15 protein-coding genes are annotated in these 16,520 nt (G+C 54.1%); 8 read left to right on the top strand and 7 right to left on the bottom strand.

Going from position 1 to position 16,520, the window contains the following annotated elements:
* Positions 1–18 precede the first annotated feature (18 nt).
* The 5 genes from OGW44_RS02350 (at position 19) to OGW44_RS02330 (ending at position 7,701) form a co-directional block, all read left to right on the top strand.
* Positions 19–3,759: a nitrate reductase subunit alpha gene (locus OGW44_RS02350; RefSeq protein WP_185654615.1), complete on the top strand. Its 3,741-nt coding sequence runs from the start codon at positions 19–21 to the stop codon at positions 3,757–3,759.
* The gene (gene narH, locus OGW44_RS02345; RefSeq protein ID WP_185654616.1) at positions 3,756–5,300 is read left to right on the top strand and encodes a nitrate reductase subunit beta; all 1,545 of its coding nucleotides are present in this window, start codon (positions 3,756–3,758) and stop codon (positions 5,298–5,300) included. Before OGW44_RS02350 ends, narH begins: the two co-directional genes overlap by 4 nt.
* The gene (gene narW, locus OGW44_RS02340) at positions 5,300–5,995 is read left to right on the top strand and encodes a nitrate reductase molybdenum cofactor assembly chaperone (protein WP_016153117.1); all 696 of its coding nucleotides are present in this window, start codon (positions 5,300–5,302) and stop codon (positions 5,993–5,995) included. The genes narH and narW overlap by 1 nt, the downstream gene beginning before the upstream one ends.
* Entirely contained in the window at positions 5,992–6,672 is a 681-nt protein-coding gene (gene narI, locus OGW44_RS02335; RefSeq protein ID WP_185654617.1) for a respiratory nitrate reductase subunit gamma, read from the top strand. Before narW ends, narI begins: the two co-directional genes overlap by 4 nt.
* 135 nt (positions 6,673–6,807) lie before the next feature.
* Positions 6,808–7,701 (top strand): PhzF family isomerase, encoded by an 894-nt coding sequence (locus tag OGW44_RS02330; RefSeq protein ID WP_047417415.1) that lies wholly within the window; start codon positions 6,808–6,810, stop codon positions 7,699–7,701.
* Between the two features lie 57 nt (positions 7,702–7,758).
* Here OGW44_RS02330 and nhoA read toward each other — a convergent pair whose 3' ends face one another.
* Entirely contained in the window at positions 7,759–8,604 is an 846-nt protein-coding gene (gene nhoA / locus OGW44_RS02325; RefSeq protein ID WP_185654618.1) for an N-hydroxyarylamine O-acetyltransferase, read from the bottom strand.
* 157 nt (positions 8,605–8,761) lie between these two features.
* Between nhoA and OGW44_RS02320 the strand changes: the two genes are divergently transcribed.
* A complete protein-coding gene (locus OGW44_RS02320; protein WP_109018153.1) occupies positions 8,762–9,334 on the top strand; it encodes a flavin reductase family protein in 573 nt (190 codons plus the stop codon).
* Positions 9,335–9,373: 39 nt separating this feature from the next.
* Here OGW44_RS02320 and pptA read toward each other — a convergent pair whose 3' ends face one another.
* Both pptA and OGW44_RS02310 read right to left on the bottom strand, forming a co-directional pair.
* Positions 9,374–9,601: a tautomerase PptA gene (pptA, locus tag OGW44_RS02315; RefSeq protein ID WP_016156554.1), complete on the bottom strand. Its 228-nt coding sequence runs from the start codon at positions 9,599–9,601 to the stop codon at positions 9,374–9,376.
* A gap of 34 nt (positions 9,602–9,635) precedes the next feature.
* Positions 9,636–10,688 carry a LacI family DNA-binding transcriptional regulator gene (locus OGW44_RS02310; RefSeq protein ID WP_233628821.1) on the bottom strand — a complete coding sequence of 351 codons (1,053 nt, stop codon included), beginning with the start codon at positions 10,686–10,688 and terminating at the stop codon, positions 9,636–9,638.
* 271 nt (positions 10,689–10,959) lie between these two features.
* Between OGW44_RS02310 and OGW44_RS02305 the strand changes: the two genes are divergently transcribed.
* Together OGW44_RS02305 and OGW44_RS02300 are read left to right on the top strand one after the other, a co-directional pair.
* The gene (locus OGW44_RS02305; protein ID WP_016153126.1) at positions 10,960–12,156 is read left to right on the top strand and encodes an L-talarate/galactarate dehydratase; all 1,197 of its coding nucleotides are present in this window, start codon (positions 10,960–10,962) and stop codon (positions 12,154–12,156) included.
* Between the two features lie 73 nt (positions 12,157–12,229).
* Positions 12,230–13,540, top strand: a complete 1,311-nt coding sequence (locus tag OGW44_RS02300) for an MFS transporter (protein WP_016156557.1) — start codon at positions 12,230–12,232, stop codon at positions 13,538–13,540.
* A gap of 69 nt (positions 13,541–13,609) precedes the next feature.
* On the opposite strand, the gene OGW44_RS02295 is transcribed toward OGW44_RS02300, so the two are convergent.
* The 4 genes from OGW44_RS02295 to OGW44_RS02280 form a co-directional block, all read right to left on the bottom strand.
* Positions 13,610–14,227: a glutathione S-transferase family protein gene (locus OGW44_RS02295; protein WP_016153128.1), complete on the bottom strand. Its 618-nt coding sequence runs from the start codon at positions 14,225–14,227 to the stop codon at positions 13,610–13,612.
* Between the two features lie 83 nt (positions 14,228–14,310).
* On the bottom strand, positions 14,311–15,084 hold the full coding sequence (locus tag OGW44_RS02290) for an amino acid ABC transporter ATP-binding protein (RefSeq protein ID WP_016153129.1): 774 nt from the start codon (positions 15,082–15,084) through the stop codon (positions 14,311–14,313).
* On the bottom strand, positions 15,068–15,994 hold the full coding sequence (locus tag OGW44_RS02285; protein ID WP_185654619.1) for an amino acid ABC transporter permease: 927 nt from the start codon (positions 15,992–15,994) through the stop codon (positions 15,068–15,070). The genes OGW44_RS02290 and OGW44_RS02285 overlap by 17 nt, the downstream gene beginning before the upstream one ends.
* A gap of 9 nt (positions 15,995–16,003) precedes the next feature.
* Positions 16,004–16,513, bottom strand: coding sequence for a GNAT family N-acetyltransferase (locus OGW44_RS02280; protein ID WP_016153131.1), 510 nt, complete (start codon positions 16,511–16,513; stop codon positions 16,004–16,006).
* Positions 16,514–16,520: the final 7 nt, after the last annotated feature.

Raw genomic sequence — 16,520 nt, 5'->3', positions numbered from 1 at the left:
CAAAGCAGGAGTTATGTCATGAGTAAACTGTTCGATCGCTTTCGCTACTTTAAACAAAAGGGCGATACGTTTGCCGATGGGCACGGGCAAGTGATGCACACCAACCGGGACTGGGAAGACAGCTATCGTCAGCGCTGGCAGTTCGACAAAATTGTGCGTTCTACCCACGGCGTTAACTGTACCGGCTCATGCAGTTGGAAAATCTACGTCAAAAACGGACTGGTGACCTGGGAAACGCAGCAAACCGACTACCCGCGTACCCGCCCTGACCTGCCAAATCATGAACCCCGTGGCTGCCCGCGCGGTGCCAGCTACTCCTGGTATCTTTACAGCGCCAACCGTCTGAAATATCCCCTGGTGCGTAAACGTCTGATCGAACTGTGGCGCGACGCCCTGTCCCGCCAGCCCGATCCGGTGCTGGCCTGGGAATCCATTATGAACGACCCGCAAAAATGCCAGAGCTACAAACAGGTACGCGGGCGCGGTGGTTTTATCCGTTCCAACTGGAAAGAGCTTAATCAGCTCATTGCTGCCGCAAACGTCTGGACGGTGAAAACCTATGGCCCGGATCGCGTGGCCGGGTTCTCCCCGATCCCTGCTATGTCGATGGTCTCCTATGCCGCAGGCACACGTTATCTTTCGCTACTGGGCGGAACCTGCCTGAGCTTCTATGACTGGTACTGCGACTTACCGCCTGCATCACCGATGACCTGGGGCGAACAGACCGATGTTCCAGAATCCGCCGACTGGTATAACTCCAGCTACATCATCGCCTGGGGGTCAAACGTGCCGCAGACCCGTACCCCGGATGCGCACTTTTTTACTGAAGTACGCTACAAAGGCACCAAGACGATTGCCATTACGCCGGATTACTCGGAAGTCGCCAAACTGTGCGACCAGTGGCTGGCCCCCAAGCAAGGGACAGACAGCGCGTTGGCGATGGCGATGGGCCACGTGATTCTGAAAGAATTCCACCTCGACAATCCAAGCGATTACTTCATCAATTACTGTCGTCGCTATACCGATATGCCGATGCTGGTTTTGCTGGATGCCCGGGAAGATGGCAGCTACGTTCCAGGGCGCATGATGCGCGCCTCAGACCTTGTCGATGGTCTGGGCGAAAGTAACAATCCGGAGTGGAAAACCGTGGCCTTTAACACTGCTGGCGAACTGGTGGTCCCGAACGGGTCTATCGGTTTTCGCTGGGGCGAGAAAGGTAAATGGAACCTGGAGCCACTGGCGGCTGGCGCTGAAACAGAACTTTCCCTCTCGCTGCTCGGTCAGCATGATGAAGTGACCGGCGTGGCATTCCCCTACTTTGGCGGCAACGAAAACCCGCATTTTCGCAGCGTGAAACAGGAACCCGTGCTGATTCGTCAACTGCCGGTAAAACATCTTACCCTCGCCGATGGCAGCCGTTGCCCGGTGGTGAGCGTCTATGATCTGGTGCTGGCGAATTACGGCCTCGACCGTGGTCTGGATGACGCTCATAGCGCGCAAGATTACAGCGAAGTGAAAGCCTACACCCCGGCCTGGGGAGAGCAAATTACCGGTGTCCCTCGTCGTCATATCGAACAAATCGCCCGTGAGTTTGCCGATACGGCGCACAAAACCCATGGCCGTTCGATGATTATCCTCGGGGCTGGCGTCAACCACTGGTATCACATGGATATGAACTACCGTGGAATGATTAACATCCTCGTGTTCTGCGGTTGTGTGGGACAAAGCGGCGGCGGCTGGGCGCACTATGTGGGTCAGGAGAAACTGCGTCCGCAAACTGGTTGGTTGCCGCTGGCCTTTGCGCTGGACTGGAACCGCCCGCCGCGTCAGATGAACAGCACCTCGTTTTTCTACAATCACTCCAGCCAGTGGCGTTATGAAAAACTCACCGCTCAGGAACTCCTCTCTCCGCTGGCTGACGCGTCGAAGTTTAGCGGACATTTGATCGACTTTAACGTGCGGGCAGAAAGAATGGGCTGGCTGCCGTCCGCGCCGCAGCTCAACCTCAACCCTCTGACCGTCAAAGCAAAGGCAGAACAAGCGGGAGTGTCGCCTGCACAATACACTGCACAGGCGCTGAAATCGGGTGAAATTCGTTTTGCCTGCGAGCAGCCGGATAGTGGTAACAACCATCCGCGTAATCTCTTCGTCTGGCGCTCTAACCTGCTCGGCTCCTCCGGTAAAGGGCATGAATACATGCTCAAGTATCTGCTGGGTACCGAAAGCGGGATCCAGGGGGAAGCGCTCGGTTCAAGCGAAGGTATTAAACCTGAAGAGGTGGAATGGCAGTCCGCGGCGATAGAGGGCAAGCTTGATCTGCTGGTAACGCTCGATTTCCGTATGTCGAGTACCTGCCTGTTCTCCGATGTCGTTTTGCCGACCGCCACCTGGTATGAAAAAGACGATATGAACACCTCAGATATGCATCCGTTTATTCACCCGCTGTCGGCGGCGGTCGATCCTGCGTGGGAATCGAAGAGCGACTGGGAAATTTATAAAGGCATCGCCAAAGTCTTCTCTGAGGTTTGCGTCGGGCACCTTGGGCAAGAAACGGATGTGGTATTACAACCGCTGCAACACGACTCCCCGGCAGAGCTGGCGCAGCCGTTTGACATTCAGGACTGGCGTAAAGGCGAATGCGATCTCCTCCCGGGGAAAACGGCGCCCAATATTGCCGTCGTGGAACGTGACTATCCCGCCACCTACGAACGCTTCACTTCGCTCGGTCCCCTAATGGACAAGCTCGGTAACGGCGGGAAAGGTATTACGTGGAATACCCAGACGGAGGTCGATTTCCTCGGCAAGCTGAACTACACCAAACGCGAAGGTCCGGCGAAAGGCCGACCACTGATAGACACCGCGCTGGATGCGTCTGAGGTTATCCTCGCCCTGGCACCGGAAACGAACGGTCAGGTGGCGGTGAAAGCCTGGGAAGCGCTGGGAGCGATGACCGGACGCGACCATACGCATCTGGCGTTGAACAAAGAAGACGAGAAAATCCGTTTTCGCGATATTCAGGCGCAGCCGCGCAAAATCATCTCCAGCCCCACCTGGTCCGGGCTGGAAAGTGAACATGTCTCCTATAACGCAGGCTATACCAACGTCCACGAGCTGATCCCGTGGCGCACCCTGTCCGGTCGCCAACAGTTGTACCAGGATCACGTGTGGATGCGAGCGTTTGGTGAAAGTCTGGTGGCATATCGTCCGCCTATCGATACCCGAAGCGTCAGCAATATGCGCGAAGTTCCGCCTAACGGCTTCCCGGAAAAAGCGCTCAACTTCCTGACTCCGCATCAGAAATGGGGGATCCACTCTACCTACAGCGAAAACCTGCTGATGCTGACGCTGTCGCGCGGCGGCCCCATTGTCTGGATCAGTGAGACCGATGCTAAAGAGCTGGGCATTGAGGATAACGACTGGATTGAAGCCTTTAACGCCAACGGCGCGCTCACCGCGCGGGCTGTGGTGAGTCAGCGCGTGCCGCCGGGAATGACCATGATGTATCACGCTCAGGAGCGAATCATGAATATCCCTGGATCGGAAGTCACCGGTATGCGCGGCGGGATCCACAACTCAGTCACCCGCGTCTGCCCGAAACCCACGCACATGATCGGCGGCTATGCGCAACTGGCATACAGCTTCAACTATTACGGCACGGTCGGCTCTAACCGCGATGAGTTCATCATGATTAGAAAAATGAAAAATATTAACTGGCTGGATGATGAAGGTCGCGATCAGGTACAGGAGACGAAAAAATGAAAATACGCTCACAGGTAGGCATGGTTCTTAATCTGGATAAGTGCATCGGCTGCCACACCTGCTCCGTCACCTGTAAAAACGTCTGGACCGGGCGTGAAGGGATGGAATATGCGTGGTTTAACAACGTTGAGACCAAGCCAGGCATTGGCTATCCGAAAAACTGGGAAGATCAGGAAGAGTGGCAAGGCGGCTGGATTCGCGATGTTAACGGGAAGATAAGGCCGCGCCTGGGCGGCAAGATGGGCGTTATCACCAAAATTTTTGCTAACCCAGTGATCCCGCAAATCGATGATTATTACGAACCCTTTACCTACGATTATCAGCATCTGCATAGCGCGCCGGAAAGCAAGAATCAGCCCACCGCACGTCCGCGTTCGCTGATAGATGGCAAACGGATGGACAAGATTATCTGGGGCCCTAACTGGGAAGAGTTGCTCGGCGGTGAGTTCTCAAAACGTGCCCGCGACCGTAACTTTGAGAAAATGCAAAAGGAGATGTACGGGCAATTCGAAAACACCTTCATGATGTATTTACCGCGCTTGTGCGAACACTGCCTGAACCCAAGCTGTGTCGCCACCTGCCCGAGCGGAGCCATCTATAAGCGTGAAGAAGACGGCATCGTGTTGATCGACCAGGATAAATGTCGTGGCTGGCGCTTGTGCATCAGCGGTTGTCCGTACAAAAAAATCTACTTTAACTGGAAGAGCGGTAAATCAGAGAAGTGCATTTTCTGCTACCCGCGTATTGAGTCCGGCCAGCCGACGGTATGTTCGGAAACCTGCGTGGGACGCATCCGCTATCTTGGCGTATTGCTGTATGACGCCGACCGCATCGAAGAAGCAGCCAGCACCGAGCATGAGACCGATCTCTACGAGCGTCAGTGCGATGTGTTCCTCAATCCACACGACCCGGTGGTCATTGAAGAGGCGTTAAAACAAGGTATTCCGCACAACGTCATCGAAGCGGCCCAACGTTCGCCCGTTTACAAGATGGCGATGGACTGGAAGCTGGCGCTGCCGCTGCACCCGGAATACCGCACCCTGCCGATGGTCTGGTATGTACCGCCGTTGTCGCCGATTCAGTCGGTCGCTGACGCGGGGGGACTGCCGCACAATGGCAACATTCTGCCAGCGGTTGAATCACTGCGAATTCCGGTTCAGTACCTTGCCAACATGCTTAGCGCGGGCGATACCGGTCCGGTACTGCGGGCGCTAAAACGAATGATGGCCATGCGCCATTATATGCGTTCGCAAACCGTAGAAGGCGTTACGGACACCCGCGCGATTGAGGAAGTGGGTCTGACAGTTGAGCAGGTTGAAGAGATGTATCGCTATCTGGCCATCGCCAACTATGAAGACCGCTTCGTGATCCCGACCAGCCACCGTGAAATGGCGCGTGATGCGTTCCCGGAGAAAAACGGTTGCGGATTTACCTTTGGCGACGGCTGCCATGGTTCAGATACCAAATTCAACCTGTTTAACAGCAGTCGTATTGATGCCATCGACATCACCGAAGTGCGCGATAACGCGGAGGGTGAATAATGCAAATCCTGAAGGTTATCGGCCTGCTGATGGAATACCCCGACGAGTTGCTGTGGGAGTGTAAAGACGAGGCGCTGGCGCTTGTGGCCAGCGATGCCCCAATGCTTACCGAATTTAGCCAGGGGCTGCTCAATGCGCCATTACTGGATAAACAAGCCGAATGGTGTGAGATATTTGACCGGGGCCGGGCCACCTCTCTGCTGCTGTTTGAGCACGTGCACGCCGAGTCTCGCGATCGGGGCCAGGCGATGGTTGATCTGTTGGCGCAGTACGAAAAGGTCGGACTGCAGCTCGACTGCCGCGAACTGCCGGATCATCTGCCGCTGTATCTTGAGTACTTAAGCGTGTTGCCGGAAGCGGAGGCCAAAGAAGGATTGCAGAACGTCGCACCGATTCTGGCGCTGCTGGGGGGGCGTTTGAAACAGCGTGATACGCCGTGGTATCAACTGTTTGACGCCCTGCTACTGCTTGCCGGAAGCCCTCTTTCAAGTGACAGTGTCACTAAACAGGTTGGCACGGAAACTCGCGACGATACCCGACAAGCGCTGGATGCCGTCTGGGAAGAGGAACAGGTGAAGTTTATCGAGGATAACGCCACCGCCTGTGACAGTTCACCGTTACAAAACTATCAACGACGCTTTAGCCAGGACGTGGCACCTCAGTATGTCGACGTCAGCGCGGGAGGCCCGAAATGATACAGTACCTGAACGTCTTTTTTTACGATATCTACCCGTACCTCTGTGGCACGGTGTTTATCCTCGGCAGTTGGCTACGCTATGACTACGGGCAATACACCTGGCGAGCCTCTTCCAGCCAGATGCTGGACAAACGCGGCATGGTGTTATGGTCAAACCTGTTCCACATCGGCATTCTGGGGATCTTCTTCGGGCACCTGTTTGGCATGTTAACCCCGCACTGGATGTATGCCTGGTTCCTGCCGATTGCGGTAAAGCAGCAGATGGCGATGATCGCCGGTGGGCTCTGTGGCGTGCTGACGCTGGTCGGTGGCGCTGGCTTGCTGGTACGTCGTTTGACCAATCCGCGCATTCGTGCAACCTCCTCCACTGCCGATATCCTGATCCTCTGCGTTCTGCTGATTCAGTGTATCCTCGGCTTAACCACCATCCCATTCTCTGCGCAGCATCCTGACGGCAGTGAAATGCTGAAACTGGTAGGTTGGGCGCAGTCGGTGGTGACTTTACAGGGCGGCGCGTCTGCGCATCTGGATGGCGTGGCGTTGATTTTCCGTGTGCACCTGGTTTTGGGGATGACTATCTTCCTGCTGTTCCCGTTCACGCGCCTGGTTCACGTGTGGAGCGCGCCGTTTGAGTACTTTACCCGCCGCTATCAAATAGTGCGTTCACGCCGATAAATCCGCATTGAAATGTCGGGTGACGACACGCCTTATCCGGCCTACAACCAGGCACCGTAGGCCGGATAAGATAGCGATCGTCGCCATCCGGCATTTTGCACGTTATGATGCTTCTCCATTCCAGGGAGAACGTTAATGAAACCACAGGTTTACCACGTCGATGCCTTTACCTCGGTACCCTTTCGCGGCAATTCAGCAGGCGTGGTTTTGCATGCTGACGGACTGAGCGAAACGCAGATGCAACTCATTGCTCGCGAGCTGCGTCATTCGGAAACCGCTTTCCTGCTGACCAGCGACGACAGCGATGTTCGCATCCGCTATTTCACGCCGACGGTAGAAGTTCCTATCTGTGGGCATGCTACCGTCGCTGCACATTATGTGCGGGCAAACGTGCTTGGCTTGGGCAACAGTACAGTCTGGCAAACCTCGCTGGCTGGTCGTCATCGGGTGGATATCGAAGCTACCGGGAATGACTATCGTATTAGCCTTGAACAAGGCGTACCCGGATTTGAACCTCCGCTGGAAGGGGTTATTCGTAGTGCGATTATCGAGGCCCTACACCTGAGCGAAGACGATATGCTGGCAGGCTTGCCGATTCAGGTTGCTACCACCGGGCATTCGAAAGTGATGATTCCGCTCAAGCCCGAGGTGGACCTCGACGCCCTTTCCCCTGATTTGCAGGCTTTGACAGCCATCAGCCAACAAATTGGCTGTAACGGCTTCTTTCCTTTTCAAATCCGCCCGGGCGAAAACGCCACCGATGGCCGCATGTTTTCGCCTGCAATTGGGATTGTGGAAGACCCGGTTACCGGCAATGCCAACGGTCCAATGGGCGCGTGGTTGGTTCACCATGGGCAGATGGCGCATGATGGGAAAACGTTACGTGTTCAGGGACATCAGGGCCGTGCGCTCGGGCGCGACGGTATTGTTGATGTGACGGTGACTATCCGTGATAACCAGCCAGAAAAAGTCACCATTACCGGTTCGGCGGTGATCCTGTTTCACGCAGAATGGGCGATAGATTTTTAATTGTTCCCGTAGGCCGGGTAAGGCGATTACGCCAATCCGGCACTAATTCCAATGCCCCTATTTCCCCGCGTCCGGATGCGTATCAAACGCCGCCATTACCGTCGCCAGCTCATCCTGGGTAAAGCCATGCTTCACGTCATCCACGCCCAGGCCAAACCGCTCCTGCAACAAGGCATACAGACTGGGGACGTCAGGCAGATTAATCTGTTCTACCGCGTGTCCATCCTGATAATGGGTGAAATGAAAATTGGTTAACGTTAATTTCCCGCCGTCGGGCAGATGACGACACATCAACAGATGATGGCGAAAATGCGATTGCGGCCAGTGAGCGGACCAGAAGTTGCCTATCAGATAATCGCTCTGATGCTGTACGACCAGGTCGAAACGGTACATTGATTGCCAGTGTTCGTGATGACGGAACTGCAGGATCCAGTCTTCACCTTCCTGAATCAGCCGATATTCGCCGTGTGGTGTCTTCTGCTCAATGTTCGCCTGCAGACGAATCGGTGCCGTCAGCGTTTGCCCGCCGAAGCCAACGTCGGCGATCCACTGCTCTCCCTGCAACTCAACCAGCAACAGACGATGCGTGCGCGGTGGCAGGCTTGACGGGTTCGCCAGTACCACACGTCCGAGCAGACTGCGTACGGTAAAACCGATTTCGCGTAGCGCTCGCTCAAATACTCCGTTCTGTTCAAAACAATAGCCGCCGCGACGCGCCGTCACCAGCTTCTCCTCCAATGACAAATCGTCAAGCTGCATCTCTCTTGGAAGCAATACATCCAGGTTTTCAAAAGGTATGGCGGCGTTGTGCAGTAAATGCAGCGCCCGTAAGGTTTCAATGTTGACCCTGGCCAAATCTGACCAGCCAATACGGGCAAAATAAGCGGTTAAAAAAGGCGTCATACGGAGTTCCTGTTCAATTAATGCAGTACTTATAACGCATTTTTAATTTTGCGCCGTCGATTTTGTGCGTTGTTCCTCCAGACGAGGCGACAAAATCGCTAATACCGTTAATATCTATGTTTATTGTGGTGTGTTATCTCTCAGCCAAGGAGCATCCATGAGCCATTTTCGTCCGATCGAATTAAAACATGCCAGTCGGTTGCTAAATCACGGCCCAACGATATTAATCACCAGCCGGGATGAGCATACCGAGCGGCGAAATGTGATGGCTGCCGCGTGGTCAATGCCCGTGGAGTTTGAACCACCGCGGATCGCGATTGTTGTCGACAAGACCGCCTGGTCACGGGAGCTCATTGAACGTAGCGGCAAATTCGGCATCGTTATTCCGGGCGTTGCCGCCGCCAACTGGACCTGGGCCGTAGGCAGCGTTTCCGGTCGTGTGGAAGATAAATTCAATTGCTACGGCATTCCCGTGGTGCAGGGACCGGTACTGGGTTTACCGCTGATTGAAGCAAAATGTCTGGCCTGGATGGAGTGTCGCCTGTTGCCTGCCACTGCGGCACAGGAAAAATATGACACGCTGTTTGGTGAAGTGGTCTCGGCTGCCGCTGATGAGCGAGCCTTCGTGGAAGGACGCTGGCAGTTTGATGATGGCAAGCTCAATACCCTGCATCATCTTGGGGCCGGAACGTTTGTCACCAGTGGAAAACTCATAACAGCAACTGAATAATGGCACGACAAAACGGGCGGAAAATCCGCCCATTTTGTCTTACATGCTGTAGCCGGGTTTTTTAATCAACCTGGCCATCTGCGGCGCAATCTCCGCATCCCACACGCCCTGCCACGCCTCGGGCTCAATTTCATTAAGCGCCACACTCACTGAACTGTCTTTGCTTTGCAAATGACGAATAATGACGTCGGTAATATCCGCCGCCAGCGCGGATTTTTGTTCGTCGTTCAGGTCGCGAGGAAAACATTTGATATCGACGTGCGGCATAGCAGATTCCTTATTGTTTTGGGATGCAGGTAACTTATGCGGATTCTCGTTCCACCAGGTGAAATCCAACATCAATAATATCGTCTTCACGCGGAATTTGTTCGATACGATCGGCAAGCAGAGAGGCGGCGCGTTGTCCAATAGCCCGTCTGTCGACGCTGACGGTGGTGATGGCAGGTCGGTTACTGGCGGCAAAGTCGAGATCGCCAAAACCGATTACCGCTAATTCCTGCGGCACGCGTAGACCACGGCTTTCGGCTTCCATGATCGCCCCCTGGGCTAACGTATCTGAGCTACAGACGATGACATCAAACGCGCGTTCAGCCAATAGCTGTGCCAACCCGCTACGCCCCAATGCCAGAGAGGCAGGAAGCGGGACATCCACCTGTGCGCCAGCCGCAATACCATGACGGCTCAGCGCATCGCACAGTCCTTGTTTACGCTGGCCAGCCCGGCGATCGGCGGTCCATAGCAAACCAGGACGGCGATACCCTTTTTCCAGCAAATAGTCTGCTACCGCCTGCCCGACTTTTTCATGCGAAAACCCCACCAGCATATCGATGGGCGTTGGCGTTAAATCCCAAATTTCCACGACCGGGATGGCCGCATTAAGAATCACCTTTTTCAGCTCGGCGGTATGATGGATACCGGTGAGCACTACACCATCCGGGCGACGAGAAAGCAGCGTCGCCACCAGCTCAGCCTCTGTTTGCGGCGTATAACCCGACACGCAGAGCAAGATGTGATATCCGCGTTCAGCCAGTTCATCGCTTAATGACTGAATGGTATCGACAAACATATTGTTGTTAATTTGTGGGACAACCACAGCGATAAGCTTACTGCGACGCGACGCCAGCCCCCCGGCCAGCGCGTTGGGAATATAGCCAGTGGCGCGTACCGCCTGCATCACTTTTTCTACTGTTCTCGGGCGCACCAGTTGCGGGGTATTCAACGCCCTGCTCACCGTCATGGGCGACAATCCCGCGGTACGGGCAACATCTTCCAGCGTGGGTGCGCGCGGAGGTCTGGGATTTTTCACTGTCGATGCCCTTGTCAAAAATCGCTGATTTATCCTGGCATTATTCATCATGATTTCGGCTATTGCCAGCGCCCCTCTACGATAACGCTGAGAAAACAGCAGCTTAGTTAATTAGCGCCATCTGAAATGATAGCGCCATCATAATGACTTGTGCATTTACCCATAAAGTATTGGAATGTGATGCTGTTTACAAGTTACTGCCCTTTTGTCTCAGTATTTGTGAGCGATTGTTCAAAACGCATTCAATTCGCTGGCGCAATGATTGCGCTAACACTAAAAATGTTAGCGCAATCATTTGTTATCACCAGGAGAGATTAAAATGTCATTAAGTGCGAATTCCGATGCCGTAACGTATGCCAAATCAGCCAATGCAAAAACCGCGGCTGAAACCGGCGACCGTATCGAGTGGGTTAAGCTGTCCCTGGCTTTCCTTCCTCTGGCAACACCCGTGAGCGATGCCAAAGTGCTGACCGGTCGCCAGAAACCCCTAACCGAAGTCGCCATTATTATCGCGGAGATCCGCAGTCGCGACGGGTTTGAAGGCGTTGGATTTAGTTACTCCAAACGGGCTGGCGGCCAGGGAATCTATGCTCATGCCAAAGAAATTGCCGATAACCTGTTAGGCGAAGATCCAAACGATATCGACAAGATCTACACCAAGCTGCTGTGGGCTGGAGCTTCCGTAGGGCGCAGCGGCATGGCGGTTCAGGCTATCTCCCCTATCGATATCGCCTTGTGGGATATGAAGGCCAAGCGAGCAGGGTTGCCGCTGGCAAAACTATTGGGTGCACACCGGGACTCCGTGCAGTGTTACAACACCTCCGGCGGATTCCTGCATACGCCGCTGGATCAGGTGCTCAAAAACGTCGTTATTTCCCGTGAAAACGGCATTGGCGGCATCAAACTCAAGGTTGGTCAGCCAAACTGCGCCGAGGATATTCGCCGCTTAACCGCGGTGCGTGAAGCGCTGGGCGATGACTTCCCGCTGATGGTCGATGCCAATCAGCAGTGGGATCGAGAAACCGCCATTCGTATGGGACGAAAAATGGAGCAGTTCAATCTGATCTGGATTGAAGAGCCGCTGGATGCCTACGATGTGGAAGGTCACGCCCAACTGGCCGCCGCGCTTGATACCCCGATTGCTACCGGTGAAATGCTGACCAGTTTCCGCGAACATGAACAGCTGATCCTCGGTAATGCCAGTGATTTTGTGCAGCCCGATGCACCGCGTGTGGGGGGAATTTCACCGTTTCTGAAAATTATGGACCTGGCGGCGAAACACGGTCGCAAACTGGCTCCGCACTTTGCCATGGAAGTTCACCTGCATCTGTCCGCCGCTTACCCGCTTGAGCCATGGTTGGAACATTTCGAATGGCTGAACCCGTTATTTAATGAACAGCTTGAGCTGCGCGATGGTCGGATGTGGGTTTCCGACCGTCACGGTCTGGGGTTCAGCATCAGCGAGCAGACACGCCGCTGGACGCAATTAACCTGCGAGTTTGGTAAACGTCCTTAATTTATTTGGCGGGTAAGTAATACCCGCCCTCTTCCCTACAGAAACGCTCTCAACCTTATGAAAGGAGTGGGTGATGAACACAATAATAAAGCGCACAAAAGTGCGTTACGGTATTTTGATATTTCTGTTTCTTGCCACCGTATTTAATTACGCCGATCGCGCGACGTTATCCGTCGTGGCTCCGATTATGAGCAAAGAATTAGGTTTTGATCCCGAAGCAATGGGGCTGGCATTTTCTGCCTTCGGTATTTCTTATGTCATTATGCAATTGCCTGGCGGCTGGCTACTTGATCGCTACGGTTCTCGTCTGGTATACGGCTGCGCCCTGATTGGCTGGTCGCTGGTGACCATGTTTCAGGGCACTATTTATCTGTACGCCAGTCCACTTGTGGTATTGATAATCTTACGTTTACTGATGGGTGCCATTGAGGCTCCGGCCTTTCCTGCCAACAGCCGATTAAGCGTGCAGTGGTTTCCTAATAACGAACGAGGATTTGTCACCTCAGTTTATCAGGCCGCGCAATATATCTCGTTAGGGGTAATTACACCGTTAATGACGATTATTTTGCATAATCTCAGCTGGCACTTTGTTTTTTATTACATTGGGGCGATTGGCGTTATTCTTGGCATCTTCTGGCTGGTAAAAGTCAGAGATCCTATGCATCATCCGAAGGTAAACCAGCAGGAAATTGACTATATCCGGGAAGGCGGTGGCGAACCGTCGCTGGGAAATAAAAAAGAGCCACAGAAGATTACCTTTGCGCAAATAAAAAGCGTCTGCGTCAACCGCATGATGATTGGCGTTTACATCGGGCAGTTCTGCGTGACGTCAATCACCTGGTTCTTCCTGACCTGGTTTCCTACCTATCTGTATCAGGCTAAAGGAATGTCGATCCTTAAAGTGGGGTTTGTCGCCAGTATTCCTGCTATTGCCGGTTTTATCGGTGGATTGTTAGGGGGCGTTTTTTCAGACTGGCTATTAAAACGCGGCTACAGCCTGACGGTTGCTCGTAAGCTACCCGTTATCTGCGGAATGTTACTTTCCTGTGTCATCGTTATCGCTAACTACACCTCGTCAGAATTTGTGGTCATCGCGGCGATGAGTCTGGCATTTTTCGCTAAAGGCTTTGGCAATCTGGGATGGTGCGTACTTAGCGATACTTCACCAAAAGAAGTGCTCGGCATTGCTGGCGGCGTATTCAATATGTGCGGCAATATGGCGAGTATTATCACGCCGCTGGTGATCGGCGTCATTCTGGCGAATACCCAGTCATTCGATTACGCCATTCTGTACGTCGGTTCGATGGGGCTGATTGGCCTGATTTCTTATCTGTTTATCGTGGGGCCGCTGGATCGTATTACGCTGAGCCCGTCCGTCGCGTAATGTAAGCTTATGGCGATAGTTCGCCCGCTGTTCCGGGATTTGCACTCCTGCGGAACAGCGTTTTTTTATTCAAATAATCTTATTATTTTTCAGTACAGTACGCAGTCGCGGGTGCTGGCAAACCGCGTCAGCGATAGCGCTGATATTGGGCGTGTTGTCCTGAAACCAGTCATGCCCCGGCCCCCAGGTGCGCATAACGGCAATATAAACGTCCAGCAGTGTTAGCTGATCGCCAAACGCATACGGCTCAGCGCTTAGCTGGTCGTTCAGCCACATATAAAGCGATTTGCGGTACTCAATACAGTTCTTTTTCAACTGCGCCGCGGCGTCTGGTACCCAGCGTTGTGGATAATCGGCATAGGTAAACGTTGGATAGACATTTGCCACCAGCCATATCAACAGACGCTGAAACTGCTGGCGCTCAGCGTGCCCAACGGGTGGCGCAAGTTCAGGACAACGATCGAGGATCATCAGGGCGATCGCCGCCGTTTCCGTCATCACGTTACCATTTTCCAGTATCAGTGTGGGCACCTGGCACAACGGATTCATTTTTTTAAGCAACTCCCGCGAAGGCCCGTCGCGGTCAAAACCATCAACATCAATAAAGCTGTAAGGGATCTCCGCCAGTGTGAGCATCACTTCACTGATGGCCGATCCCCAGCCCGGCACCCCATAGACCTTAATCATGCTGCAACCCCCCAAAGTTAAAACCCTAAGTGTAGAGCAGCATTCGTCAGTCTATGCAGACCTGCCTATCTTTCCCTGCAAGTTCACAGCACTTTCGACAAGAACTGCTGGGTGCGCGTGTGGCGTGGATGATTCAGCACCTGCTCGCTGCTGCCCTGTTCGACAATTTTGCCATCGACCATAAACACCACCTGATCCGCCACTTCCCGGGCGAACCCAATCTCGTGCGTCACCACAACCAGCGTGGTTCCCGACTGCGCCAGTGCTTTGATGACATCCAGAACTTCGCCTACCAGTTCAGGATCCAGCGCTGAAGTGGGTTCATCAAACAGCATAACGCGTGGATTTAGCGCCAGCGCACGGGCAATAGCGATACGCTGCTGCTGACCGCCGGAGAGATGACGCGACCAGGCATCGGCTTTATTACGCAGGCCAACGGCATCAAGCAGAGTTAATGCCCGCTCGGTGGCGGCTTTACGCGATGCCAGACCGTGCGCAATGGGCGCTTCAATCAAATTCTCCAGCACCGTTAAGTGCGGAAACAGATTAAAATTCTGGAACACATAGCCGACGTTAACGCGCTGGCGCAAAATTTCCGCCTCTTTCAGCTCATACAGCTTGTCTCCCTGCCGACGATAACCAATGTAATCGCCATCGATTTGAATAAACCCTTCATCGACGCGCTCCAGATGGTTGATCGTCCGCAAGAGTGTGGATTTCCCTGAACCGGACGGGCCAAGAATAACCGTTACCGTTCCGGGAGGGATCTCCAGCGACACATTATCCAGCGCTTTGTGGCGACCGAAGTATTTGCTGACGCCGGTAATGGAAATATGGCCTTCAGGCGAGTGGGACATGGACGGCCTCCTGCTGCGGACGTTGACGGTTGCGTTTTTCTGCACGGCTCACCCGGGCGGTATTGATTGCTGAACGTCGCTCGCTGCGGGCCAGCGCGCGTTCGACCAGGTGCTGAATTAACGACAGGACGCTGGTGATCACCAGATACCACACCGCACCCACCATCAGCAGCGGGATCACTTCCTGCGTGCGGTTGTAGATCATCTGGATGGTGTAGAACAGCTCTGGCATTGCCAGCACGTATACCATCGCCGTACCTTTCGCCAGACTGATGATTTCATTGAAGCCAGCAGGCAAAATGGTGCGCAGCGCCTGCGGCAGAATAATCCGCAGCGTACGTCGCCATGCGGGTAAGCCCAGCGCTGCCGCTGCCTCGTACTGGCCGTGGTCAACCCCTAAAAATCCACCACGAATAATTTCAGCGGTATAGGCGCTTTGCACCAGCGTCAGGCCAACCACCGCGGTGGAAAACTGGCCGAGCACATTGATGGTCTCAAAACTGCCCCATTGAATGGGAGTAAACGGAATACCAATCGCCAGCGTGTCGTACAAATAGGAGAAGTTGTACAAAACGATGAGCACCACAATCAGCGGTAACGAACGAAACAGCCAGATGTATCCCCATGCCAGACCGTTCAGCAACCAGGAAGATGAAAGTCGTGACAGCGCCAGCAGACCACCGATGATAATACTCAACAGCGTACCGATAAGCGTCAGTAGCAGAGTTTGCCCAAGGCCGGACAAGATAACCGGATCAAAGAACCAACGGGCAAACACGCCCCATTCCCAGCGCGGATTAAACGCCACGGACTGGATAATCACCGCCAGGACAAACAAGGCAATGACTGCACCTGCGGTGCGCATCGGATAGCGCGCCGGTACGACTTTAATACTCTCCGTCGTTTTCATCTTCTCTCCTCAGGCTATTCTGGCCTGACCGGCGATGGTCAACAGTTTGGTAAAGCGCAGCCGGCCATCAAACGGTGGCAGGCTGTACTCTTCGGGATCGCGCGCTGTATCAAATTGCGGATCGTAGCCCTGGCTTAAATAAAGTCGCACGGCCTCCGGCTGGCGAAATCCCGTGGTCAGATAAATCCGGCTGTAGCCCGCCAGCAGCGCCCTGCGTTCCAGCTCTTGCACCACGCGCGCCGCCAGCCCCTGCTGACGCAGGCTGCTTTTCGTCCAGATGCGCTTAATCTCGGCCGTGTCTTTGTCGTAAGGTTTGTAGGCCCCGGTGGCGATAATCTCGCCGCTGCGCTCCAGTACCACGAAAAGTCCCTGCGGTGCCAGATACCATTCGGTCAGCTCCACTTCAGCGTCGCGAGAAAAATAATCGCCATAACGAGCGGCATATTCACCGAACAGACCGTTCAAAATTGGCTGCAGCTCGCTGGCTTCAGGTGAGACCACGCGAAATTGATCGCTCACGATGACC

The organism is Citrobacter sp. Cb023 (assembly GCF_030336805.1).
Classification (GTDB): Bacteria; Pseudomonadota; Gammaproteobacteria; order Enterobacterales; family Enterobacteriaceae; genus Citrobacter; species Citrobacter braakii.
Note: the sequence above shows the minus strand (reverse complement) of the source record. Positions and strands in the feature narration are given on the sequence as shown.